This is a genomic window from Gemmatimonas sp., assembly GCF_021298855.1.
Lineage (GTDB): Bacteria > Gemmatimonadota > Gemmatimonadetes > Gemmatimonadales > Gemmatimonadaceae > Gemmatimonas.
The window spans coordinates 38,193-61,685 of sequence record NZ_JAJTHI010000012.1; the positions used below are offsets into that span (position 1 = coordinate 38,193).

Sequence of the window (23,493 nt, forward strand, 5' to 3'; positions counted from 1 at the left end):
ACCCGCCCAGTGCAGTGACCGCGCGGCGCACACGGCCGCGGCGATCGCGACCGCTGCGCCTATCCGTTACGGCTGCTTGAAGAGCGAGGCGTCGGGCGTGCCGAAGGTGACCGTTTCACTGGTCAGGATGACGTCACCCTGCGCCGAGCGCTGAATGAGCGTGGTGGCCACCTTTTTCTTGTCGAATTCCTTGTAGTCCTTGTAGATGGCCGTCTGCGCGCCCATCGGCGTGGTGGTCACCGTGCCCAAACGCAGCCCCGTGTTCACATCGAAGTACTCCGTAATGGTGCGACCGGCCTTGCTGGTGAGCTCGAGCTTCCACGCCTCGGCCCCTTCGAAGGTTTCCTTGCCGACAACCGCCGACTTGGCGTACCGCGATGGATCGAGAAACGCGGCGCCGTCGGTGTTGGGCTCGGCCATTTCCTTGGCCTGCTCGGCCGGCATGGGCTGCATGCCCTGCCCCTGGTCCACCCAGCCCTTTTCGCCGTCGAAGCCCTGATCGATCTTCACCACGCCAAGATCGATGATCATGCGCATCTTGTTGGGCAGCGCCGTGTGGCGCTCATACGCGCCGGAAATGCCGGCGAACGCCACGTTCGCGGTGCCCTTGTCGGAGCGCCCGGTCACCGCCTTCCACGCGTCACGCCCACCAACGGCCGCCGCGTACTTGTCGTAGACCTGCTGCACCGTGGGGGTCTGCGCCTCGGCGCGCACGGCCCCCCCAACCATGATCACGGCAGCGATCGCTGCCGACGCAAACTGACGCATGTACGCTCCAGGTGAAAGAATGGAAAAACCCTCGCGCATCACTACGGCGCGAGGGTTTTCAGGGTTTCAGCGTGGTAAGCCCGACTGGCAAGCTCCCGGACTCACGCCGGGACGATCCCCGCGAACGGCGCATCCGCGCCGGCTCGCAGTGCCGCGATGCGCTCCATGGTGAAATCCACGAGCTCCTGCATGGTGGGGGCATCGAACACCAGCTTGGCGCCGGCCGCGGCGTACAGCTCGGGGAGCGTACGCGTGCCGCCGAGTGCCATGAACTGCTTGTACATGGTCACCGCATTCCCCGCATCGCGTACGGCATTGCGGAAGACCTGCAGGGCCCCCAGCTGCGCGAGGCCATACTCGATGTAGTAGAACGGCAGCTCGAAGATGTGCAGCTGGCGGTACCAGCGCGCCAGCCGCTCCCGCTCGAGACCGGTCCAATCCACCCCCTGCTCGAACTCCTCGCGCAGGCGCAGCCACGCGCGGTCGCGCGCCTCGCGATCGGCGCCGTCGGGGCTGGTGTAGATCCACGCCTGAAACGCGTCGACGCTGGCAATGTGCACGAGTGCCCCCAGCACGTCCTCGAGATGTTCGAGCCACGCCACACGCGCCTGCTCGGGTGCGTAGTAGCCGTCGGGTTGCACGAGATAGGGCATGGCGAGCAGCTCCATGCTCATGGACGCGAGTTCAGCGGCCTCGTGCCCCGTCTTGCGCATCCACGTGTAGGGCAGGTCGTGCGTGGCGAAATCGTGGAAGCAGTGCCCCGCCTCGTGCACGAGCGTGTTGACATCGTCGGGCACCCCCACGGCATTCATGAAGATGAACGGCCGGCCGCGGAAGGCGAGATCCGTGCAATAGCCACCCGGCGCCTTGCCGGGGCGGCTCTCGAGGTCCAGCAGCTGTTCGTCGGCCATGAGGGCAAACTGCGCCCCCAGTTCGGCGTCGACACGTCGGAAGATATGGCGAGCCTGGCCCACGAATGTCTCGACGGTGTCGAACGGTCGCAGGGGTTCCTTGGCGTCGAGGTCGACGCTGACATCCCACGGGCGCAATACCTCCACCCCGAGCGAGCGGCGGCGATGTTCCATGAGCTGGGCCACGGCGGGTGTGACCGTCTGCCGCACCGCATCGTGGAACGCTTCGGTATCGCGCGGCGTGTAGTCGAAGCGATGCTTGGCGGTGAAGCAGTACTGCTGATAGTCGGCAAACCCCGCCTCGCGCGCCACGTCCACACGCAGGGCATACATGCGATCGAAGCACTCGGCCAGCTCGTCACGCTTGTCGAGATAGGCCGCCGCGCCCAGACGGAATGCGCGTTCGCGCACGGCGCGATCAGCCACCTTGAGGTACGGCTGCAGCTGCGGAATGGTCTTGGCCTCGCCGTCCCAATCGACGCTGAGTCCGCCCACCAGCTTCTGGTAGCCGGCCGAGAGCTCCTCGATGCGCGAGAAGCGCTCGACGTTGGCTTCGCGGAAGATCTCGATGTCGGTGCGGAACCGCTGCAGCGTGGTCTCCAGATCCGGCCGCGACCAGCCCACCGCGAGCAGCTTGCGCGCCAGGCGCACCTGCTGCTCCTCGAGCTTCGGAAAGATGTCCATGGAGAACCGCAGGTACGCCGCCTCCCGCGCCGCGTTGGCGGTGTCGCCGGTGTAGGCGATCATCGCCAGCGTGCCCGCTTCCCCGACGAGCGTATCGAGGCGGGACCACGTGGCCAGCCACGGTTCGACCGCAGCCGACGATGCCTCCAGCGGCAGGGCGGCCAGCGCGTCGTAGAAGGGGAGCACGTCGGCCCACGTTGCATCACGGAACGCCTCAGGAGAGGCGGGAAGCGCGATCATCGACACGAAGGTATCAGTCATTCGCCATAGGGGATCCAGATGTTCTTGACCTGTACCGCGCGCCGGAGGAACTCCCGCCCCTCTCCGGAACGCGGATCCAGCCATTCCCGGCCCGTCCACTCGGTCCAGGTGCGCTTGAGATTGGCAGCCGATGCGCGCTCGACATCGGCTGCTCCCGACTGCGATCCAAAGTACCAGACGGCGGCCACATCATCGTGGGATGCCAATGTACGGACGAGCGACTCCCGGTCACCCGTCACAAAATTGAGGGTGCCGCCAGGCACGTCGGAGCTCTCGAGGATACTGTAGAGGTCGACCGCCGCCAGGGGGAAGCGCGGGGACGGAATGGCGACCACCCGGTTGCCGGTGGCCATGAGGGGCGCGATGAGCGAGACGAGGCCCAGCAGCGGGTACGGGTCGGGGCAGGCCACGCCGACCACGCCCAGGGGTTCGTGCATGGCCAGCGCCACGCCGCGCAGCGGCACATCGTGCACGGCCCCATCGTGCTTGTCGGCCCAGGCCGCGTAGGTGAAAAGCCGCGACACCGCTGCCTCCACCTCGGTCACGCCCGCCGCAAGCGGATCGCCGGTCATGGCCACGATACGCCGCGCCAATTCCTCACCCCGCGCCGACAGGTTTTCGGCGATGTAGTACAGGATCTGCGCCCGCTGATGGCCGCTGAGCCTCGCCCACCCCGACGCCGCGTGGGCGGCTTCGACGGCGTTGCGGATGTCCTTGCGGTTGCCCTCGCCCACTTCGCCCACGAGGCGGCCATTCAGGGCGCGTACCGGTAGCGAGTACCCCGAATCGGGGCGCGCCTGCTTGCCACCGATGAACAGCTTCGGGGTACGGTCGATGGGGGGGAGCGCATGACCGTCTCCATCGGCGTCGTGACCCGCACGGCTGTCGTCATCCTCGCTCCCGGACGTTGGCAGGGGGGCATCCATGACGGGGCGCGGCGCGGCCTCATGCGCCCGTACCGCCTTGAGATACTCCCACATCCCTTCCCGTCCACCTTCCCGACCAAAGCCGGACTCGCGGTATCCGCCGAAACCCGCCGCGGCATCGAAGAGATTGGTGCTGTTGATCCAGACCACGCCGCACGCCAGCTTGGGCGCCACATCGAGGGCGAGATTGATGTTCTCGCTCCACACGCTCGCAGCCAGGCCGAAGGGGGTGTTGTTGGCCAGTGCCACGGCCTCGTCGGGAGTGCGGAAGGTCATGCTCACCAGCACGGGACCGAAGATCTCCACCTGCGCGATCGTGGCGCTCGGGGCCACGTCGGTGAAGAGCGTGGGTGGATGAAACCACCCATCGGTGGGTGTCGCCCAGGAGGGCTGCCAACAGGTGGCGCCCTCGTCGATCCCCTGCTGACACAGGGCACGAATGCGTTCGAGCTGCACCGGCGCCACGATGGCCCCCATGTCCACGGCCTTGTCGAGCGGCGAGCCCACGCGCAGCCGCTCCATGCGCTCGCGCAGCTTGGCGTGCAGACGATCGGCGATGCCTTCCTGGACGAGGAGCCGAGAACCCGCGCAGCACACCTGGCCCTGGTTGAACCAGATCGCATCGACGACCCCTTCGACCACGCTATCGAGATCGGCGTCCTCGAAGACGAGGAACGGGCTCTTGCCCCCGAGTTCGAGCGAGAGGCCCTTGCCGCTGCCCGCGGTGGCGAGGCGAATGGCGCGCCCCACGTCGGTGCTGCCGGTAAAGGCGATCTTGTCCACCCCGTCGTGCGCCACGATGGCGGCCCCGGTGTTTCCGTCGCCGGTCACGAGGTTGAACACGCCCGGCGGGAGGCCGATCTCGTGCACCAGTTCCGCAAAGCGCAGTGCGGTGAGCGGCGTGTACTCGGCCGGCTTGAGCACGACCGTGTTCCCGGCCGCCAAGGCGGGGGCCACCTTCCACGCCAGCATGAGCAGCGGGAAGTTCCACGGGATGACCTGGCCCACCACGCCGTATGCGTGATAGCCGGCGAACTCGGTGGAGAGCAGCTGCGCCCAGCCGGCGTGGTGGTAGAAGTGCCGTGCCACCAGCGGGACGTCGATATCGCGCGTCTCGCGAATGGGCTTGCCGTTGTCGAGCGTTTCGAGCACTGCGAAGTGCCGCGCGTGCTTCTGGATGCCGCGCGCCAGCGCGTACAGCCAGCGGGCGCGCGCATGATCATCGAGCGCCTGCCACGCCGGCAGCGCCGCACGAGCCGCCGCCACGGCAGCGTCCACGTCGGCGGCGGTGCCCTGCGCGACCTGTGCCAGGGACGCCCCCGTGGCCGGTTCGAAGACCTCGACGGTGGACGTGCCGGCGTGCCACTGGCCGCCGATATAGTGCTGGAAGCGCCCGCCGTGCTGGGCGATCCAGGCGCGCACGGGGGCATCACCCTCGGGCGCCGGCCCGTAGCTCATGCGGTCGTACAACTCACGCACGGTGGGGGCGCGGCCGGCGTCGCCCGGCGATGCGGCAGGAGGCGTGGTAGTGGCCATGAGCGACTCCTCAAACCATCGGTTGGCGGTACGCGGCGGCGTACCGCCCCGTCACGAAGTGCTCGAGCTGCCGCTCCACATCGGTGAGCAGCCCACTTGCCCCGAAGCGAAACAGGTGCGGGCGCAACCAGCGATCGCCCAGCTCCTCCTTCATGAGCACGAGCCAGTCGATCGCCTGCTTGGCCGTGCGAATGCCGCCGGCCGGCTTGAACCCCACCTCGTGCCCGGTGCGCTCCCCGAACTCACGGATCATGCGCGTCATGACCAGACCCACGGGCAGTGTCGCATTGGCGCTCTCCTTCCCCGTGCTGGTCTTGATGAAGTCGGACCCCGCCATCATGGCCACCATGCTGGCGCGGGCCACGTTGCTCAGCGTAGCCAACTCCCCCACCGCCAGGATCGTCTTGAGGTGCGCCTCGCCGCAGGCGTCGCGGAAGGCGCGCACCTCGTCGTACAGTGCACTCCAGTGGCCCGTGAGCACGTGCGCGCGCGTAATGACCACATCGATTTCCGTGGCGCCCGCGGCCACGCTGGCGCGAATCTCGGCCAGCCGCTGCTCGAAGGGGGAGAGGCCGGCGGGGAACCCCGTGCTCACCGCAGCGACCGGTATGCCCGTCCCGGCGAGCGCATCGACCGCCGTGGCGACGTACTGGTGGTACACGCACACCGCACCGGTGGTGAGATGCAGGTCGGCAATGCCGAGCGCCGCGACCAGCTCCGGCTTGAGCGGATGCGCGGCCTTGGCGCACAGGCGCCGCACGTTGCCAGCCGTATCGTCGCCGGCCAGGGTCGTCAGGTCCATGCAGGCAATGGCCCGCAGCAGCCACGCGGCCTGCCACTCCTTCTTGACCGTGCGGCGGCCGGGGAGCGAGGCGGTGCGCCGCTCCACGGCACTGCGGTTGATGCGCAGGGAGCGGACGAGCGACAAGTCGAGCGCGGTGCCCGGGTTGCGGGCGGGATGGACATCCGGCGCCAGTCCGGTCGGCCAGCGCGGGGCCCCGCCGGGCTGCTCCGCGGAGCGGGCGGGCCGAGGCGCGTACAAGGGAGTGACGGTCATGACCACGGGCAATCTAGACGAGTGGCGGGGATGGCGCTCAACTCCGCGCCAACGGCGGCCGATACCTGCAGGCGGAGAGGAGTACCCTGACCGACCAGCCTATGCGTTCCGCCCGTCCCACTCATCTGCTCGCTATCCTGTTCACGGCCATCCCGTCGCTGCTCGCCTTCCCGGGGTGTACCAAGACTACGGAAGCGCCCGCCGCGTCGCGCCTGACCATCGTACAGGGGCATCTGCAGCAGGCGCCCGCCGGTACGATGTTGCCCACGCCCATCGTGCTGCGGGTGCTGGCCACCGATGGGTCGCCCATGCCGAACATCCCGGTGAGCTTCAACGTGCTTGCCGGGGGCGGCTCGGTGGACCCGGCTACCGCCAAGAGCGATGCCAACGGGGAAGTGAAGGCCCGCTGGACGCTGGGGCCGGGACAGCCGACGCAGACCGTATCGGGGAGCGCCCCCGGCCTGGAACCGGTCACCCTGAGCGCCGTGGGCGTGCTGCCCTCGGACATCGTCATTGCCCAGGGTAACAACCAGACGGCACGCGTCAACACGGCGCTGCCGGTGCAGCTGGTGCTGCGCGTGACGGGCGGGAACAACGTGCCCATCCCGGGACAGACCGTGGCGCTCACGATTGCCTCGGGGGGCGGCAGCCTCTCGCCGCAGTCGGCGGTAACGAACAACCTCGGCGAGGTGACCGTGCGCTGGACGCTGGGACCGCAGACCGGGCTGCAGACCGCCACCGCGACCTCGGGCACCGTTGGCCCCGTGACCATCACCGCCGTGGCGAACTGACGCACCGACACCGCGCGTCGCGAACCGAACCCGGCCGCCACGGGTTGCAGAAGGGAGCGTCGTATACCGGCGCTCCCTTTGTCATCTTCCACCCATGGTGATGTCCATGCGTTCGTTCGCCGGCCAGACGGTCGTGATTACCGGTGCCAGTGACGGGATCGGGAAGGCCGCCGTGCGGCAGTATGCCCTCGGGGGCGCCCGGGTGGTGATGGTGGGGCGCAACGAGGCCAAGACCCGGGCCGCCGCACACGCCATCATGACGGACACCGGCCGCCGCGACATCGTCTGCGAAATCGCCGATCTGTCCCGCCAGGATGCCGTGCGCGACCTCGCCGCGCGGCTGCGCGCCGCGCACCCGGTCATTCACGTGCTGGCCAACAACGCCGGTGCCATGTTCCTGGAGCGCCGGCTTACGGTGGACGGACTCGAGCAGACCTTCGCGCTCAATCACCTGGCGTACTACACGCTCACCCTGCTGCTGCTGCCGTCGCTGTACGCCGGTGCGGCCCCCGGCGCCCCGGCACGGATCATCAACGTGTCCAGTCGCGCGCACGAGAATGCGCGACCGGCGCTGGACGACTTGCAGCTGTCGCAGGGCTTCGGCGGATGGCGCGCCTATGCCAACTCGAAACTGTTCAACATCTGGTTCACCACCAGCCTGGCGCGGCGTCTCGACCCCGCGCGCGTAGTCACCCACGCGATGCACCCCGGGGTGGTGCGCACCCGGTTCGCCACCAACAACGGCCGCATGGGGCGCCTGCTGCGGGGCGTCATGGACCTCGTGTCGATCTCGCCGGAGGCGGGTGCCGACAGTCTCGTGTGGCTTTCCAGCGCGGAGGAGGCCACCCACGACAGCGGCCATTATTGGTGCCGGCGCCGCAAGATCACGCCATCCCGCCTCGCCCGCCGCGAGGATCTCGCGGAGCGGCTCTGGCTGCGGTCGGGAGCGCTCACGGCGCTCGATGGCGACGTCCGGGCCAACGAGGCCCGAGGGCACGCCACCTCGACGTTCGCTGCGCCTCCCACCGCGCCAGCACCTCATGGGCAGTCGTAAGGTGCCCTGGCGTGACCTGCCGAGGCTGTGGCTCATCCTCGGCACGCTGGTGCCGCTGGTGGTGTCGTTCATCCGGGACCGTCGGCGCTGGCTCTGGTTCGGGGCCCCGGTGCCGCGCAGCATGGCCTTTCACGAGCGTCGTGCCACCACCATCGTGCGCGACCTGGCGGCGCTCGGGCCCACATTCGTGAAGCTGGCCCAGATCTTCGCGAGCCGCGCGGATCTCATCCCCGAACCCTACCTGCACGCCCTGGGCACACTCACCGATCGTGTGCCACCCGTCCCGTGGCGCGACATCGAGGCCACCCTGACCCGGTCGTGGGGGGCGCCGCCCGATCAGGTCGTGCAGTCACTTGACCGTACGCCCATTGCGGCCGGATCACTCGGGCAGGTGCACCGCGCGCGCTACGACGGGCGTGAGGTGGTGGTCAAGGTGCTGCGGCCGGGGGTGGCGCCCGTGGTGGATCGCGACGTGCGGCTGTCGCGGGCCATCGTGGATGCGGTGTACGCGCGCTGGCCGCATGTGCACGTGCTGGGCTTCCGTGTGGTGCTCGACGAGTTCGACCGCCACGTGCGCGAGGAGATGGACTTCGAGCGTGAGGCCATGCAGTGCCTGCGCATGCGCGAACGGTTCGCCGACGAGCCGCGGCTGCGCATTCCGCGCGTGGAGACGGCGTTGACGCGCCCTGAGGTGCTCGTGCTGGAGTATCTCGAGGGAACCCGCATTGACCGACTCGACGCGCAGATCGCGCGCGGCGAGGTGCGGGCCGCCGTCCTCACCGAAACCCTCATCGAGACCTACGCGCGCATGATGCTGCGCGACGGGGCCTTCCATGCCGACCCGCACCCGGGGAACCTGCTCGTGGACCGGCAGGGCCGCCTCGTGCTGCTGGACTTCGGCATGGTGATCGACGTGCCGGTGCACACGCGCAAGGCGCTGTTCGAGACAATCCTGGCAGCCATCCGCCGCGATGCGGCCGGCACCGCCAAGGGCTTCTTCGACCTGGGGATGGTGGCGCCCGGCACATCGCCGGACACGATGACCGATCTCGTGGCGACGCTGCTGGACATTGCCTACAGCGAAACCGCCACGGTGGAACGTGCCAGGGTGGTGGCCGACCGGGTCATGCGCGAGCTGTTCAACTGGCCCATCATTCTGCCGGGCGAACTGGTGTACTTCGCGCGTACGGCCGCGCTCATCGAGGGCATCGGCGCGCGCTACGACCGGCACTTCAACAGCATCCGCGTGGCCTCACCGGTGATGCTGCGCCTGCGCAGCGAGCTGCTGGCGGCGCTGCTGGGAGACACCGGCGCGCGTGAACCTCTCGTCACGTGGGCCGCCACGCTCGGCGCCCTCGCCGGCACGGCGTACACGGTGGTGAAGCGGTGGTGGCCGTTGGGGGGCACCACCAGCAGCACGGAACGCGACACCCGCAACTCCCCCAAGCGACGGGATGCGTCGACCGGCACCGCGCACGCCACTGGGAGTTCCGGGTAACGGGTTTCGAGTCGCGTGGCGCTAGAAGATCCACTCCCGGAACAGATCGAAACCGAACTGGAGCCGAGGGAACACGTCACCGGCAGGGCGGGTGCACGGAGCGGAGCCAGGGTCGACACCGACCTGGCCCCACCAGTTGCGCGCGATGCGATACTCGGCTGCCACGCCGCCCCACAGCCCCGCGCCGCGCTGCGTGGCCTGCCCCACACCGCGACAGATGCCGGTGTTGAGGCGCAGGAACGTGCGCTCGCCGAACTGCTTGCCGGCGCTGATGCTGAGATTGAGGTTGTCGATGAGCGAGGTGCCTGTCATCGCCGCCGTCTGCTGGCCCCGCCCGGTCATCACCTGAATCGTGTTCACCGGGAGCCAGCGTTGCAGCGCCCCTTCCACCAAGCCGCCCACGCTGGGCAGCAGAATGCCCGTCACCGCCCGCACCGTGCTCTGACTCTGTCCGTCCAGCGCGAAGGTGGGCGCCCCGAAGATGAGGAGCGAGATGATCTCACTTTCCGGCGCGCTGGCGTAGAGCGGATCCGTGCTCGAGAGGGTGAGGACCGGCTTGTCGTAGTTGCCGCCGATGTGCACGCGCACGGGGATCTCGCTGCCCCCGGCCACACGGACCACGTTGGTGGCGGAGATGTCGAGGGTGGGCGCGATGGCGTTGTTGCCGAAGAAGCGCACGCGCCCGGAGTCGACACTGAAGCTGCGGTTGACCACACCCAGCTCGAGGCGATACTGCCCGCGGTTGGCGCGGATCTCGCCGTCCAGCGCCAGCCGTTCACCGTTCATGGTCACGTCGAGGCCACCGGAGAGATTCACGCGCGCTTCCGGTGTTTGCACCCACACCTTGTTGCCCAGCTCCACGCGCGCGTTGGCCACGGTAATGGAGGAGCCCAGCCGGGAGAGGGATTGCGCCGCGGACTCGGCAACGGGCACTTCGTCGGCCCCCAGCAGGGCGCGCGCCGCCTCGCTCGACAGATCGAGCGCCGTGCGCGCGCCAAGCGGGTCCACGACGAGGTTGGCCTGCGGCACGACGACGCGGCCACTCAGTTGCGGACGGCTGAGCGGGCCGGACAGACGCAGGGCGCCGCCCACATCGAGATCGGTGCCGTCACGCTGCCGCGAGACGATGAAATCGCGGGCGGCCAGTGCAAGGTCCACGCTGGCCGGCGTCTCGCCGGCCGCAAAGCGCAGTACGCCCGAGGCCCCCACGGTGTCACCGACCCGGCCACTGCGCAACCGGAAGCGCTCGAGCACCAGTGAGTCGGCATTGGCCCGCAGCGTCAGCGCCCCGTCGGCCGGTTCGATACCGAACTCGTCGATGCGGGCGCCGGCGTCGGCGAGCGTGAGGAGGCCGTTGGCCGTGGGGCGTTCGAAGGTGCCGCCAATGGCGAAGCGCCCTGCCACCACCCCCCGCAATCGGCTCACCCCATTGATGGTGAGCGGCAGCCCCTGCAGGCGCAGCGAGTCCACGAGCACCTCGCCCTGCACACCATCGGCGAGCAGCCGGGTGTCGACCGACGCGAGGGTGAGATCGACCGGGAGCGTGGCCTGCGCCTGCACACGTCCACCCAGGGTATCGCGCAGTTCAGCGCGGGCCACGAGACGACGGTCGGCGTAGCGACCGGTGCTGGTGATGGGTGGCAACCGTACCCCGTCGACCCCCAGCGAGTCGGCCACGACGTTCCAGTTGAGCAGCGGCCCCCCGCGCGAACCCGCCAGCGTGGCCCCTCCGGTGATGGTCCCGGCGAATGGAGGGGTGCCCGCCAGGAGTGCACCGACTTCACCAACGGGGAACCGTTCGACGCGCAGCGTGCCCTGCACCGCTCCCTGCCTGGGCACGGAGGCCTCGACAGCCAGCACCCCGCCGGCACTCGAACGCAGCTCGAGGGGCGACAGCGTGAGCCCCACGCTGTCCCGCCGCAGCAAGGCAGCCCGCGCGGAGCGCCAGTAGACGCTGTCATAGGCCAGCCGCAGCGAATCCATGCGAATGGTGGTGCCACGGGCATCGGCCGCATAGCCACCGCGTACGACAAGGTGCGTATCGTCGTCGGTGCCCACATCCAGCACCATGGTCCCGCTGTCGGCACTTGCGTCATTGACGCGAAAGGTCACCGTCTGCAGGCGCACCGCCGCGATACCGGTGACGTCATCCACATTGGCCACCGCTTCGAAGGAGGGGCGCCGCAGCACGTCGGTGGCGTGGGCGGAGCCGAACACCCGGCCGGCGCGAATGGCACCGATCTGCACCGCGCGCCCACCGAGTGCCGCCGTGGCGTCGGCCTTTCCGAGGCTCCCGTACAGGTACCCGGAGAGCGAGACATCGCCGGTCAGCGTGTCGGCGGCCACGGCGCGCAACGAGGCCGCCAGGGCCGTGTCCACCGGCTGCAGCATGTCGGCGAACCGTGCCAACTGCGCGCGCACCACCTCCAGCGAGTCGGCCTGCAGTGACAGCTCCAGCGTATCCACGCGCATGGTATCGCGCGCCAGGGCGCCGCGTGCGGTCAGCTGCACGCCACCCGACCGAGCCAACGCCGAGTCCACCACCAGCCGCTCTCCGCCCAGCGAGGCGCTCGCCACGAGATCGAAGGCTGGACGGGCCGGGCCCTCACGCTGACTCAGCACGACCGCGCCACCGCCCTCGAAACCCGAGAGCGCACGGGAGTCGGTACCGCCGCGCCCGAGGGAGTCGAGCGGCCCGCGCCCTGCCAGGCGTATCGACCCATCGAGTGCGGTGGCCGGCACCGTCTCGCGCCCCATCCACACGCGCACATCGAATGCCGACAGCGTGCCCTCGGCCGTGCCCTGCCAGTCGTGCTCGTTCAGCATGGCGGTGCCGGAGAGCGTGAGCGACGTCCCCACCGGCACGCCGGCACTGTCGAGCGCGAGCCGCGCCGCCGCCCCGTCGAGCGCCAGCAGGCGGGCACGCCACGTGAGGGCGGTGAGCGGGCCGTTGAGGACCACCGTACCGGCCAGCCGGGAGCGCAGGGCCAGTGTGGTATCGATGCGCGCCAAGGCCGGCATGGAGAGCGGATCGAGCACCAGAGTGGCGTACACCTCCGGCGTGGCCACACCGTAGCGCACCCGCGCGTCGCCGCGCACCGTCGAGACATTACCCACGGCGTCGGTCCACCTGAGGGCCATGTCGTGCACATCGGCCGCCGAAAGATCGGCTCGGCGCACCTGCGCCTGGCCGCGGACCACGCCGTCGATGGCCGGGAGCGTTGGCATGAGCCGCCGAACCGTGCGCAGGTCCGCCACGGCATCCGCGACCGTAAGCCCCCACGCGCGAGGCGCGACGCCGAACGACAGCATGCCGGCGAGGCGCACACTCGACACCGCCTCGGTGCCCGGGACCGCCGCATCGACGAAGCGGGCATCGAGCTGGTCAATCCGGAACGCCGTCAACGCGCCTCCTTCGCGCGCGCGCAGATGCCCCGTGAAGGCGCCACGCACGTTGGCGGGGAGCGCGTCGTAGCTGAGCCGTCGCGCCAACGCGCTCTGCAGGGGCGTGAACTGCAGGTCGATATCGTGCAGACGCAACTCGGCCGGCCGCACCGTCACCGCAATATCCCCGCGCACCCGCGAATCGCCGCTCGTGACGTCGAGTTGGCGCAACCGATACTCGGCGTCGTACGCATCGGCGAGCGTGCGCATGTGCACGAGCGCAGTCCCCCGTCCTTCCCGCGGCAGGACATCCCAGATCCACGCCAGGTCGGCGAGCCCGGCATCGACCTGCAGCTGCACATCGAACCGCACCGGGCCGGGTTGGTTCCACGCCACCGTGCCGCTGGCCGTGCCCCGCGAGTCGGGCAGGCGCACATCACGCAACGCGAGCTGCAGGGAGTCGGAGGTCCACGTGATCTGTCCGCTGGCGTGCCGCACCGGCACCGGGGGATCGGAGAGCACCCCGCGCAGTGAATCGAGTTGCAGCGATGCCGGGCGCTTCTGCACGTCGACGATCACCAGGTCGTGGGCCTGCACCACGTCCAGCGTGATCCGGCGCCGCTCGAAGAGACGCCCGTCGGGCAGCCGCTCGAGATCGTGCAGGCTGTCACGTACGGCAATGACACTGTCGCGCGCGTCTCCGGTGAACACCGGGTGCGGTGCCCACGGGGCGCGCGTCGTCACAACGCCACGCTCGAGCCGCACGGCATCAATGCGCACGTCGTCACCGAAACGGACGCCGGTGTGCGGCACCGAGGTGGCCGTATCCCCGGCAATGATGTGCGCGATGTTCCACGGCTGTCCCGGGGCCTCCTGACGCAACGTCATGGTCACGCCGGACAGCGCGAGCTGCCGAATGTGAATGGCGCGTCCGAGCAGGCCGCGCACATCGAGCGTCCCGACCACCCGCTCGGCCGTGATCACCGGTACGCCGGCGGTATCCACGAGCGAGACGTTCTCGGCGACCACCCGGCCCGGGGAGATCTCCCGCAGGCTCCCGATGCGCAGTGCCCCACGGCCGCCGAAGACGCCGTTGGCCCGCGTCACGAGCGCGGACAGGAGCCACCGGCGCCCAGCGTCGGTGCGCGTGGCCACGACGTACCCGAGGCTCATGCCGGCGCCAGCACCCAGGAGGATGGCAACCACCCACCAGAAGCGACGCTGCCTGGGCGACATGCGGTGCGCCATCAGAACGCCTGCCCGAGCCCGAAGTGAAAGACGAGCCGAGAGAGGACGCTGCGCGATGGCGGCGGGCTGAAGGTGGCCGGACAGGAGAACACGTCCAGGAAATCTCCGGCGGCGTCGCGCGTACGCGGACTGGCGCAGAAGATGCCGGCCACGCCCGCCTCGCTGTTGGGAGAGAAGTAGAGCGCCCGTCCCGCAGGCATGCGATAGGGGCGATAGCCGATGTCCACCCGGAACGGACCGAGTGGCGTGACCAGCCGGAGGCCCAGCCCCGGGGTATAGCGCAAATCACTCCAGGCAAAGCGGTCGGAGCGCGTTTCCCACAACGTGCCGGCATCGAGGAAGGCCGCGAACTGCACCCGCTCGGCAATGAAGCGAAAGCCGCGACGCCACTCGAGATTGCCCACGAGCATGGCCGTGCCCCCGCGAGGCACCGCGCGCCCGCCCGCTCCCGGCGCGACCTCGAACTCGTCACCGTTGGCACCGGCGGGGCGCACGGTGGTCACCACGTAATCCACGGCCCCCAGCAGGTTCTGCTGGAACCCGCGGACGGAGTTCTGCCCGCCCACGAAGAGGCGTTCCTGCTGCGGAATGAGTGGCGTGCCGTCGACCAGTTCGGCTCCCGGCGCGAAGGCCCCCGCTGCCTGCACCCGCGCCCCCAGCACTCCCCCAAACAGCCGACTGAACGCGGCCCACTCGCCGGTGAATCGCTGGAAGCGCACCGTCGAGACCAGCTCCGACACCGTCTCCCCAAGCCGTACTTCGCCTCGCACACGCCATCCGCGGGAGGGGTCGGTGAGATCGTCGGTGTGATCATGTGACGCCGACGTACTCACGATGCCCACCCCGCGTCCGAAGGCCGACAGCACCAGCTCCTCGGGACGGCAGAGGCCGAACCGGGTGCACGAGACCACCGGGTCCGTGGTCGTCTTCCCGTTTTCGTACTGAAAGCCGAAGGTGCCCGCCGTCCGGGCGGAGAACTGGCGCGAAACCTCGGCCAGTGCGCCCACCGACGTTTCCCGCAAAAAGGCGAACGGTTCGCCGCGCCGCTCACTGTACACCGACACGAGCGGCACCACGGGCAGCCCGAACAGGCGCGTGTTGGTGAGCGTGGCCCCCACGTAGTAATTGAGGCGCTGGCTGAACGGATCGTCGCGCAACGGTTGCGAGCAGAGCGCCGGCGCCACGTCGGTGGGGGCGCCCACCCCGATCTTGGAGGCGCGGGCCGAGAGTTCCACGCGCCGTCCCACACCGAGAAAACCGCGATCGTTGATGCGTCCCTGCACGCGCACGCAATCCTGCGTGGCCCACCCCAGTCCCACCCGAGCGGCTCGCGTGCGCGCCTCCGCCACCGAGACGCGCAGGTCGAGGACGCTGTCCTTGCCGGTCGCCGGCGTGACCGTGTCCATGAGGACCAGCCGGAAGGCTTCCGAGCGATACAGGGCGCGCTGTGCGTCGAGCAGGGCCGATGCGCGAAAGCGGTCGCCGGGATCGATGGCCACGAGGCGCGCGACGTCGGCCGAGTCCACGCGGGGGCGTCCGGTCGTGACCGGACGAATCGCCACGTGGACTTCGCCGATCTGCATGCGACGTCCCACCTCGAAGGTGAGATCGAGGGACACGCGGGCGTTGGTGCTGTCGATCGTGATGTGACTGGCGGGAATACCGGCGCGGGCGAAGCCGGCGTCACGCAGGTGGGCCACGACACTCGACACGGTGGTATCGACGCGAGTGCGGTCGAAGCGCTGCCCCTGCAACGCCAGCAAGGGCGCATCGTACGGCCGCCGTCCGGGGAGCGGCTGCGGCATGCCCTGTACGCGAATGGTATCCAGCAGCGCCTCACGCCCCGGGGTCACGACAAAGCGCACCCGCACCCCATCGGGACGGCGTGTGATCACTGGCGCCACCGACGCCTGAAACCACCCCGACTGCCGATGGAGAATGGCCAGACGCAGGGCGTCGCGCCGCACCTCGAGAGAATCGAGACAGGGAGCGGTGCCGAGGCGCAGCACGCGGGTGGCGAAGCCGGGCTGCCGCGTGACGATCGTGGCGGCCATGGCCAACCCATCGAAGGCCGGGCTCCCCTCGAAGGCCACGGCCTTCACCCGTTCACTGACGCCGCAGCGCGTGGCGCGCTGGGCGACCAACGGGGAAACCAGCGGCAGCGCGCACAGCATCACGGCCACTACGATCGGGACACACAGCACCCGGGGCCGACACCGACGCACCACCCCTGACGCTTCCGGCTTCCGGGCGAGGGCGCGGGGGGCGATCAACGGCAGTGAGCGTGGGGGCATCCTGTTCGAATGTAATGCACCTCGCGATTGACGGGGCGCCGGGAACAATCGAGCGGCCTGGGGCCGTCAGCTACAGGGGTAGTGGTGCTCGGTACCAGACTCATCCGCCTTGCTGACGGGCGGTAGATTGTTGGGCATCCAGAGTCCGTCTCCTCACCTTTACGTGACCTCCCATGGCGTTCTCATCGGCACTCCTGACCGCTTCGCTGCTCGTGCTCGCGCCGAGCGACAGCGTCCCGCGTGCATCGGCGCGCGGTCCCGTGCTCTCACCAGTGGCGTTGGCGAGCGCCGCGCCCCAGGACACCGTGAAGCGGCGGGCGCGCAAGGCGGTGACCTACAGTGATGGGTACACGCGCCGGGTGACCATTCACCGGGCCCTCGGCTGGGCCATGCTGCCCCTGTTTGCCGCATCGTACGTGTCCGGTGACCAGCTGCTATCCAAGGGCAACGAGGCACCGGAGTGGGCCGAGACCATCCACCCGTATGCGGCGGGAGGCACGGCGTTGCTGTTCGGCGCCAACGCGGTGACCGGCACATGGAACCTGTGGGAGGGGCGGAAGGATCCGAACGGACGCACGCGGCGCATCGTGCACAGCGTGCTGTTCCTCGCGGCGAGTGGCGGGTTCGCCTACGCGGGCAGCCTGGCCGACGAGCCGGAAGAAAACGGCGAGAAGCGCCGTCTGCACCGGAACGTGGCCCTTGGCTCGATGGGCGTATCGACCGCGAGCTGGCTGCTGATGCTCGTGGGCAACTGATCGCGCCTTCTCTCCCCCTCACCCCGCCTCCATGCAGGACCTCCTCACGGCCGCCTTTCAACCATGGGCCGACTTCTACGCGGCCAGCAGCTGGCTGCCCACGGCGGTGATCGCGGTGCATGTCGTGGCGCTGTTCATTGGCGGCGGCATTGCCGTTGGTGCCGATCGGCGCGTCGTGCTGGCCGCGCCGGGGAGCAGCGAAGGCTATCTCGCCGTCGCGGCCGACCTGCACGCCACCCATCGTGTGGTGATCACGGCGCTGGCCCTGACCGTCATGAGTGGCGTAGCCCTGTGCACGGCCGACCTAGGCACTTTCTGGTCGTCACGGGTATTCTGGCTGAAGATGGGGGCCATCGGGCTGCTCGTGCTGAACGGTGCGCTCATGCAGCGGGTCGAGGGGCAGGTGCTCACGAACGCCCGCAACACGATCGAGATGTCCACCGCGGGCCCGGAGGTGACCGGGCCGTGGCTCCGGCTGCGGCGTCACGCCTACCTCAGCCTCGCCGGGTGGATCGTGGTGGTCCTGCTCGGGGTGCTGGTTGCCAACATCTGAATTGCGCGGGCGCTGCCGCCACGGTGGCCGCCCCTCGCTTCACCAGGTCGAACATGCCCATCGTACCTCCCGACAATAGCGCATCAGCGTGCGACGGCTGCACGGCGCGACGTGCCTTCCTCCGCCAGTCACTCGCCACGGGCGCGGCCCTGGCCGGCTGGGCGCTGTTTGGCCCCGTGAGCACCGTGCAGGCGCTCGAGGTGCGTCCCGGGGGACGCGGACCGGTGAAGTATCCGCTCCCCGCCGCCGACGGCGTTTCCATTGACGGCACCAACGAAGTGATCCTCTGCCGCGCGGGGGGCGAGGTCTTTGCCTTCGCCCTCTCGTGTCCGCATCAGAACACCGCGCTCAAGGTGCTGCCCAAGGGGGCGGGCTTTCAGTGCCCCCGGCACAAATCCAAGTACCAGCCCAACGGCACCTTTGTGAGCGGCCGCGCCACGCGCAACATGGATCGGCTGCAGATCACCCGGGATGGCAACACGCTCACCGTCGATCCCGACCTGGCGTTCGAAAGCGATACCGATCCGGCGCGCTGGGCTGCCGCATCGATCAAGCTCTGACTCACACCCCGGAGACCTGCATGTCTGGCTGCAACTCGTGCTCCCGTCGTGACTTCGTGGCCACCGGCACCCTGGCGGCGGTCGGTGCCTTCCTCGCCGCCTGCGGCGGGGGGGACAGCAATCCCACGGCCCCGGCACCGGGCGGCGTAACGGTTACGGTCACACTGGCCAGTTTCCCCGCGCTCGCCACGGTGGGGGGGATTGCCCGGGTGACCACCACGGGGACGCCCATTGCCGTGGTGCGCAGCGGTCCCGCCAGCTACCGGGCCTTCTCCATGGTGTGCCCGCACCAGGGCACGACCATTGGCATTACCGCCGCGGGCTTCCGCTGTCCCAATCATGGCGCGACGTTCAATGCCAACGGCGGGTGGATCGGGGGGGAGCGCACCTCCGGTCTGGTCGAGTTCACGGTGACCTCCAACGCGACCGCCGGCACCATCACGATCACGAGTTGACCCTCATGCGTCCCACCCGTTTCGCGTCCAACGCCGGGGGCATGCTCCCGGCGTTGTGCGTTTCCCTCCTCGCCGCGGCGCCCGCCCCGTTGCTGGCGCAAGCCAAACCCGCCGCCGCCAAACCCACGCCGCTCGAGGCGAGCGTGGACCGGCTCGCCAAGCATCCTGCGGTGACGGCGTCCTTCGCGGCGCTGCAGAATGAGAATGCGTGGACGCTCGACCAGCAGGCGTCGATCTGCCAGATCCCGGCCCCGCCGTTCAAGGAGCAGGCGCGCGCCGCCGAGTATGCCAAGCGCTTCCGCGAACTCGGTGTGCAGAACGTGCGCATCGACAAGGAAGGCAATGTGATCGGGGAAGTCCGCGGCGCGCGCCCGGGTCCCACGCTGATGCTCGCGGGGCACCTGGATACCGTGTTCCCGGAAGGCACCGATGTGCGGGTGAAGCGTGAAGGCACGAAGCTCATTGCCCCGGGCATCGGCGACGACTGTCGCGGGCTGGCGGTGGTGCTCGCGGTCACGAAGCAGGTGATCACGCAAAAGATCCCCTTCAGCGGCCGCTTGCTGGTGGTGGGGAACGTTGGCGAAGAAGGCCCCGGCAACCTGCGCGGCATGCGCGCCATCTTCGCCGGTCCGCTGCGCGACTCCATCAACATGTTCATTTCCATCGACGGCACGGGCTTCGGCGTCACCAACGGTGGCGTCGGCAGCAACCGGTACCGTGTGCACTACAAGGGGCCGGGCGGCCACAGCTATGGCGCCTTCGGCATGCCCAACCCCATGCACGCCATGGGGCGCGCCATTGCCAAGATTGCCGACCTGGAGGCGAGCACGACGCCCAAGGTGACCTTCAACGTGGGCATCGTGTCGGGCGGCACGTCGGTGAATTCGATTCCGTTCGAAGCGATCATGGAGATCGACCTTCGCAGCGAAACGGCGGCCGCACTGGCCGAGATCGATGCGCGCCTGCAGAAGGCGCTGCGCGAAGCGGTCGTGGAGGAAAAGGCGCGCTGGCCGCAGAGCAAGGCGGCGTTGACGCTGCAGATCGACACGATGGGGCTGCGCCCAGCCGGCACCACCCCCGACACGTCGTTCATCGTGCGCGCGTCGCTGGCGGCGGCGCGCACCATGAACGTGTATGCGCCGCTCACCATTTCGAGCACCGACGCCAACGTGCCCATGAACCTGCGCATTCCCGCGGTGACGCTGGACGGCGGCGGCGTGGGCCGCGGTGCGCACTCGCTCGATGAGTCGTACGACGATCGCAACGACGGCTACAAGGGGCCGCAGTGGGTGCTGCTGGCCGTGCTGGGAATGCTCGGGGTGAAGTGAGAACCAACCACGAACTACTAGCAACTAACCACTGACCACTAAGAACCCCCCGAAGAACACGTGATGTCCCGGGGGGTTTTCGGTTTTCAGTTGTGAGTTGTTAGTCGTTAGTTGTCCGTCGCCGTGATGACACCCGACTACCCGAAGAGCTCGGCGAGGGCCGTGACGGGTAACGTGTCCCGCTGCACCAGTCCGGCACGTCGCGCCGCTTCAGCCAGCAGGGCCTCGGGGCGCGCCCCCGCCGCGCGCATCTCGCGCAACGACGTATCGCGGGTGGCCTTGCTCAACTTGCTGCCGTCGGGATGCACCAGCAGCGCATGATGCAGGAAGCGCAGCGGCCGCGTGCGGCCAAGCAACGCCGCGAGCTGCAGCTGCCGGCCGGTACTTGCCAGCAGATCCTCGCCGCGAATCACCACATCGATGTCATGCGCCTGGTCGTCCACAACGACCGCAAACTGATACGTCCACTGCGCGTGCCGATCACGCACGAGGAGGTCGCCGCACTGCCGAGCGGGTTCGTGCACCATGGGGCCGAGGCGGAGGTCGTCGAAGCCGGCGATGAACGGATCGAGACGCACCCGCCGGGCGAACGACTCCCCAGGTGGTACCGACGCTTCGCGGCATGTGCCGGGGTAACAGGGCTCCTCCCCCGGCTGGTGCGGTACCTGTATGGCGATGTCACGGCGCGTGCACCGGCAGGGGTACACGAGACCGGCCGCATGTAGCGACTCCAACGCCGTCGCGTAGCGCGCGTGCTGATTGGATTGTCTGGCCGCGTGCCCACTCCAATCGGCGCGGAACGTGGGGGGGGCGTACACATCGGGGTGCAGCCCCAGCCACTCGAGGTCGTCGAGCAGTGCGGCCTCGTACTCCGGACGGCACCGGGTGCCGTCATGATCTTCGATGCGCAACAGCACGGTGCCCCCGTGCGCCCGAGCCATCCCCCACACATGCAGCGCGTTGACCAGATGCCCGAGGTGCAGGTAGCCGGTCGGCGCCGGCGCGAAGCGGGTGCGCCACCCCGTGGAGGGCAGCGCGTGCGCAAGCCGGTGGCGCCAGTCGGGATGTGGCGAAGGCATGCCGCAGGCTATCGGCATGCGGGCACGGCATCAATGGCACGCCGCGCGCCCGCTGGCACCGGGCGCACTGCGCGTTTGCCCTCAGACGCGCAGCATCGCCACCGGGCGCACCGGCCCGGCCACGTCCACCGGCAGGGCGACCGCCGGCGTATACGCCCCGGCAGGCCCGGCATCCACCAACAATTCCGCAATGGTGGTCTGCTCGAATCGCGCGGCCGCGTGTCCCACGATGGCGTTCCAGCGTCCGTGCACCGCGCAGGGATTCAGGGAATCACAGGGACGATTGCGCAGCAGACAGGCCGGTGTGCGCGCGTGATCATCGAACGGGTTGATGATGCGCGCCAGCGTAAGCGTTTCCGGCGCAATGGCCAACGTGAAGCCACCGGCAGCGCCACGCGCACTGCGCACCACGCCCGCCTTGGCCAGCGCGTTCAGGGTCTTGGCGAGATAGTTGCGCGGCGCCCCCAGTTCCGCCGCAATGGCGTCGGCGGAGAGCGCCTTGGCCCCGTTGTGGCGGGCGAGCAGTAACACGGCACGAACGGCATGTTCAGCAGTAGCCGAGAGCATGGCAGGTCCGGTTGAAAGACAGAGCAAACCTCATGATACGCTGAGATTCGCCTCTTTCACGGGCTGCCGAAGTCGGGGAAGGCACGGTTCTTCGCGACCGATACCCGACACGCGGGTACGGTATTCCCGCACAGCGACCAGTGACTATTCGCCGCGCGTGCGCAGACTGTCGGCTTCGAAGAGCCGCGGATCCACCCAGCCGCTCACGTCGGGAGAGCGCACCTGCCGCCATCCCGCGCGATCAGTACCCAGCATGGCCCGCGAGGCCGGCTTGATCACCCCGACCACTTCGCCGCCACGACTCGCATCGCTTCGTACGTTCACCCACGTGCGTGCCACGGCGGGCGTCCAGGTAATGCCATCGGTCGCCGGGGTGGCCGACGCCGCCGTCGGCGTGGCGCCGGCCATGGCAAGGGAATCCGCGGCGGGGGCAGGCGAAGCGGTCACGGCAACGCTGCCGTCGGTCAGCGACGGGGATGTCGCGCCCGTGAGCCCCGAAGCCGTCGTGGCCACGGCGCGGGTGTCCGGCGCGGTGGCGGGAGCAACGACCACGGTGGCTGCGGCACCGCGGCGAGCGTCCACCGCGAGATCGCGCAGCGCGGGCGCGTACTGCCACACACCGCCGGCGGCCGTGACGGTCAGCGCCACCGCCGCCGCGCTGCGCAACGCGGCACTGCTCACGCGCGGCAACGAGAACCCCTTCACTTCTCCGCACCAGTGACAGTGCGTATCCACGCGGTGCATGATGCCGCAGGAGCGGCACTTCTTCAGCTTGGCGCGCTCACCCCGAGCATCGAGCAGACGAAACGGATGCGCGCACTTTGGACACTGCGAGGCAGCGACCAACGCCTTGGAACCACACTGTGTGCAACGAAGGTAGGCCATACGGAGAACGGCCGAGGGACAGGAAGGATGTGCGGACACGGGCGAAAACCGTCTACGAAAGTGACGGCCTGCGTCGTTGGAGGTAACGATTGGGGACAATTCAATTCCCCGCTACGTGCCTGCGAGCAAGTTGACAGATATTAACTTCCGTTTTCTGGAATACCACCGTGCGCCGGTTGCAGAGCGCCGGTTGCCGCAGACGGCGTCTGTGTGCTGTCCGCGCCACCGCTGCCCGGGCTGGCGCGTTTGAGGTCACGCGGCTTGCGCGTCACCGCCAGCGCCCGCAGAGTTGCAGACGCAGGTGGCCGTCATCCCTCCAGCCCTCGCGCCATGACTTCTCTCGCGTTTCGCTCACGTCGCCTGGTCAACGGTGCGGCGCTTGTGGCCGCCGGCGCGATGCCGGTGCTGTTCGCCATGGCGGGGTGTGCGCCCAACAACGCGCGTGCGCACAGCAACTCGGCGGCCATTCCCACCGGGACCGGCAGTCGCGTCATTACCCGTGAACAGATTGCCGAGCTCAACGTACTCGACGCGTATGCCGTGATCGAGCGCCTGGGGGGCTATCGGCTTTCGGAGAACAACCGGGGCGGGGTTTCCATTCGGCAGCGGCGCGGGCAATCGAGCTTCACGAACACCAACGCCGACCGCCCCGTGTTGGTCATCGACGGGGCGCAGGTGAGCGACTTCGAACTGCTGCACCGCATCCGGGTGAACGAGCTCGAACGGATCGAGCTCGTCTCACCGGGCGACGCCACGCAGCGCTATGGTACGATGTCCTCGGGCGCCGGGGCCATCATCGTGGTGACGCGCTCGCGGTGACTGCCGGGACTGCTGGGGTCAGAGCTGGGGTCAGAGCTGGGGTCAGTGCTGGGGTCAGAGCTGGGGTCAGAGCTGGGGTC

Annotated in this window: 18 protein-coding genes; 9 read left to right on the forward strand and 9 right to left on the reverse strand. The window is 69.1% G+C overall.

Annotated features, from left to right (window positions below):
* Window positions 1-66: 66 nt before the first annotated feature.
* The 4 genes from LW840_RS05810 to deoC all read right to left on the reverse strand — a co-directional run bounded on the left by LW840_RS05810 (window position 67) and on the right by deoC (window position 6,143).
* Window positions 67-768, reverse strand: coding sequence for a hypothetical protein (locus LW840_RS05810; protein ID WP_291268199.1), 702 nt, complete (start codon window positions 766-768; stop codon window positions 67-69).
* Window positions 769-869: 101 nt separating this feature from the next.
* The gene (locus LW840_RS05815) at window positions 870-2,624 is read right to left on the reverse strand and encodes a M3 family oligoendopeptidase (protein ID WP_291262075.1); all 1,755 of its coding nucleotides are present in this window, start codon (window positions 2,622-2,624) and stop codon (window positions 870-872) included.
* Window positions 2,621-5,008, reverse strand: coding sequence for an aldehyde dehydrogenase family protein (locus LW840_RS05820; protein WP_343213677.1), 2,388 nt, complete (start codon window positions 5,006-5,008; stop codon window positions 2,621-2,623). Before LW840_RS05820 ends, LW840_RS05815 begins: the two co-directional genes overlap by 4 nt.
* An 88-nt stretch (window positions 5,009-5,096) precedes the next feature.
* Window positions 5,097-6,143, reverse strand: a complete 1,047-nt coding sequence (gene deoC, locus LW840_RS05825; RefSeq protein WP_291270160.1) for a deoxyribose-phosphate aldolase — start codon at window positions 6,141-6,143, stop codon at window positions 5,097-5,099.
* A 101-nt stretch (window positions 6,144-6,244) separates the two neighbouring features.
* Between deoC and LW840_RS05830 the strand changes: the two genes are divergently transcribed.
* The 3 genes from LW840_RS05830 (at window position 6,245) to LW840_RS05840 (ending at window position 9,486) form a co-directional block, all read left to right on the forward strand.
* Complete coding sequence (locus LW840_RS05830; protein WP_291276592.1) at window positions 6,245-6,934, forward strand: hypothetical protein; 690 nt, start codon at window positions 6,245-6,247, stop codon at window positions 6,932-6,934.
* Between the two features lie 94 nt (window positions 6,935-7,028).
* Complete coding sequence (locus LW840_RS05835) at window positions 7,029-7,988, forward strand: SDR family NAD(P)-dependent oxidoreductase (protein ID WP_291276593.1); 960 nt, start codon at window positions 7,029-7,031, stop codon at window positions 7,986-7,988.
* Window positions 7,975-9,486 (forward strand): AarF/UbiB family protein, encoded by a 1,512-nt coding sequence (locus LW840_RS05840; protein ID WP_291270157.1) that lies wholly within the window; start codon window positions 7,975-7,977, stop codon window positions 9,484-9,486. Before LW840_RS05835 ends, LW840_RS05840 begins: the two co-directional genes overlap by 14 nt.
* 21 nt (window positions 9,487-9,507) lie before the next feature.
* On the opposite strand, the gene LW840_RS05845 is transcribed toward LW840_RS05840, so the two are convergent.
* Entirely contained in the window at window positions 9,508-14,076 is a 4,569-nt protein-coding gene (locus LW840_RS05845) for a translocation/assembly module TamB domain-containing protein (RefSeq protein WP_291276594.1), read from the reverse strand.
* A 41-nt stretch (window positions 14,077-14,117) separates the two neighbouring features.
* Window positions 14,118-16,292 carry a BamA/TamA family outer membrane protein gene (locus LW840_RS05850; RefSeq protein ID WP_291276597.1) on the reverse strand — a complete coding sequence of 725 codons (2,175 nt, stop codon included), beginning with the start codon at window positions 16,290-16,292 and terminating at the stop codon, window positions 14,118-14,120.
* 293 nt (window positions 16,293-16,585) lie between these two features.
* On the opposite strand from LW840_RS05850, the gene LW840_RS05855 reads away from it, so the two are divergent.
* Genes LW840_RS05855 through LW840_RS05875 form a run of 5 tightly spaced genes read left to right on the forward strand, consistent with a single transcriptional unit; the run spans window position 16,586 to window position 20,063 of the window.
* A complete protein-coding gene (locus LW840_RS05855; protein ID WP_291276595.1) occupies window positions 16,586-17,167 on the forward strand; it encodes a hypothetical protein in 582 nt (193 codons plus the stop codon).
* A 31-nt stretch (window positions 17,168-17,198) separates the two neighbouring features.
* Entirely contained in the window at window positions 17,199-17,720 is a 522-nt protein-coding gene (locus tag LW840_RS05860) for a hypothetical protein (protein ID WP_291262066.1), read from the forward strand.
* 53 nt (window positions 17,721-17,773) lie between these two features.
* Window positions 17,774-18,280, forward strand: a complete 507-nt coding sequence (locus LW840_RS05865; RefSeq protein ID WP_291262065.1) for a Rieske (2Fe-2S) protein — start codon at window positions 17,774-17,776, stop codon at window positions 18,278-18,280.
* A 20-nt stretch (window positions 18,281-18,300) separates the two neighbouring features.
* Window positions 18,301-18,735, forward strand: a complete 435-nt coding sequence (locus tag LW840_RS05870; RefSeq protein WP_291268209.1) for a Rieske (2Fe-2S) protein — start codon at window positions 18,301-18,303, stop codon at window positions 18,733-18,735.
* A gap of 5 nt (window positions 18,736-18,740) precedes the next feature.
* Entirely contained in the window at window positions 18,741-20,063 is a 1,323-nt protein-coding gene (locus LW840_RS05875; RefSeq protein WP_291273469.1) for a M20/M25/M40 family metallo-hydrolase, read from the forward strand.
* 137 nt (window positions 20,064-20,200) lie between these two features.
* Here the strand turns inward: LW840_RS05875 and LW840_RS05880 are convergent, their stop codons facing one another.
* The 3 genes from LW840_RS05880 to LW840_RS05890 all read right to left on the reverse strand — a co-directional run bounded on the left by LW840_RS05880 (window position 20,201) and on the right by LW840_RS05890 (window position 22,444).
* Window positions 20,201-21,142, reverse strand: coding sequence for a glutamate--tRNA ligase family protein (locus LW840_RS05880; RefSeq protein WP_291276596.1), 942 nt, complete (start codon window positions 21,140-21,142; stop codon window positions 20,201-20,203).
* A gap of 81 nt (window positions 21,143-21,223) precedes the next feature.
* The gene (locus LW840_RS05885) at window positions 21,224-21,709 is read right to left on the reverse strand and encodes an Rrf2 family transcriptional regulator (RefSeq protein WP_291268211.1); all 486 of its coding nucleotides are present in this window, start codon (window positions 21,707-21,709) and stop codon (window positions 21,224-21,226) included.
* A gap of 144 nt (window positions 21,710-21,853) precedes the next feature.
* The gene (locus LW840_RS05890; protein ID WP_291268212.1) at window positions 21,854-22,444 is read right to left on the reverse strand and encodes an SH3 domain-containing protein; all 591 of its coding nucleotides are present in this window, start codon (window positions 22,442-22,444) and stop codon (window positions 21,854-21,856) included.
* Window positions 22,445-22,924: 480 nt separating this feature from the next.
* On the opposite strand from LW840_RS05890, the gene LW840_RS05895 reads away from it, so the two are divergent.
* Window positions 22,925-23,413, forward strand: a complete 489-nt coding sequence (locus LW840_RS05895; protein WP_291262059.1) for a TonB-dependent receptor plug domain-containing protein — start codon at window positions 22,925-22,927, stop codon at window positions 23,411-23,413.
* Window positions 23,414-23,493 lie beyond the last annotated feature (80 nt).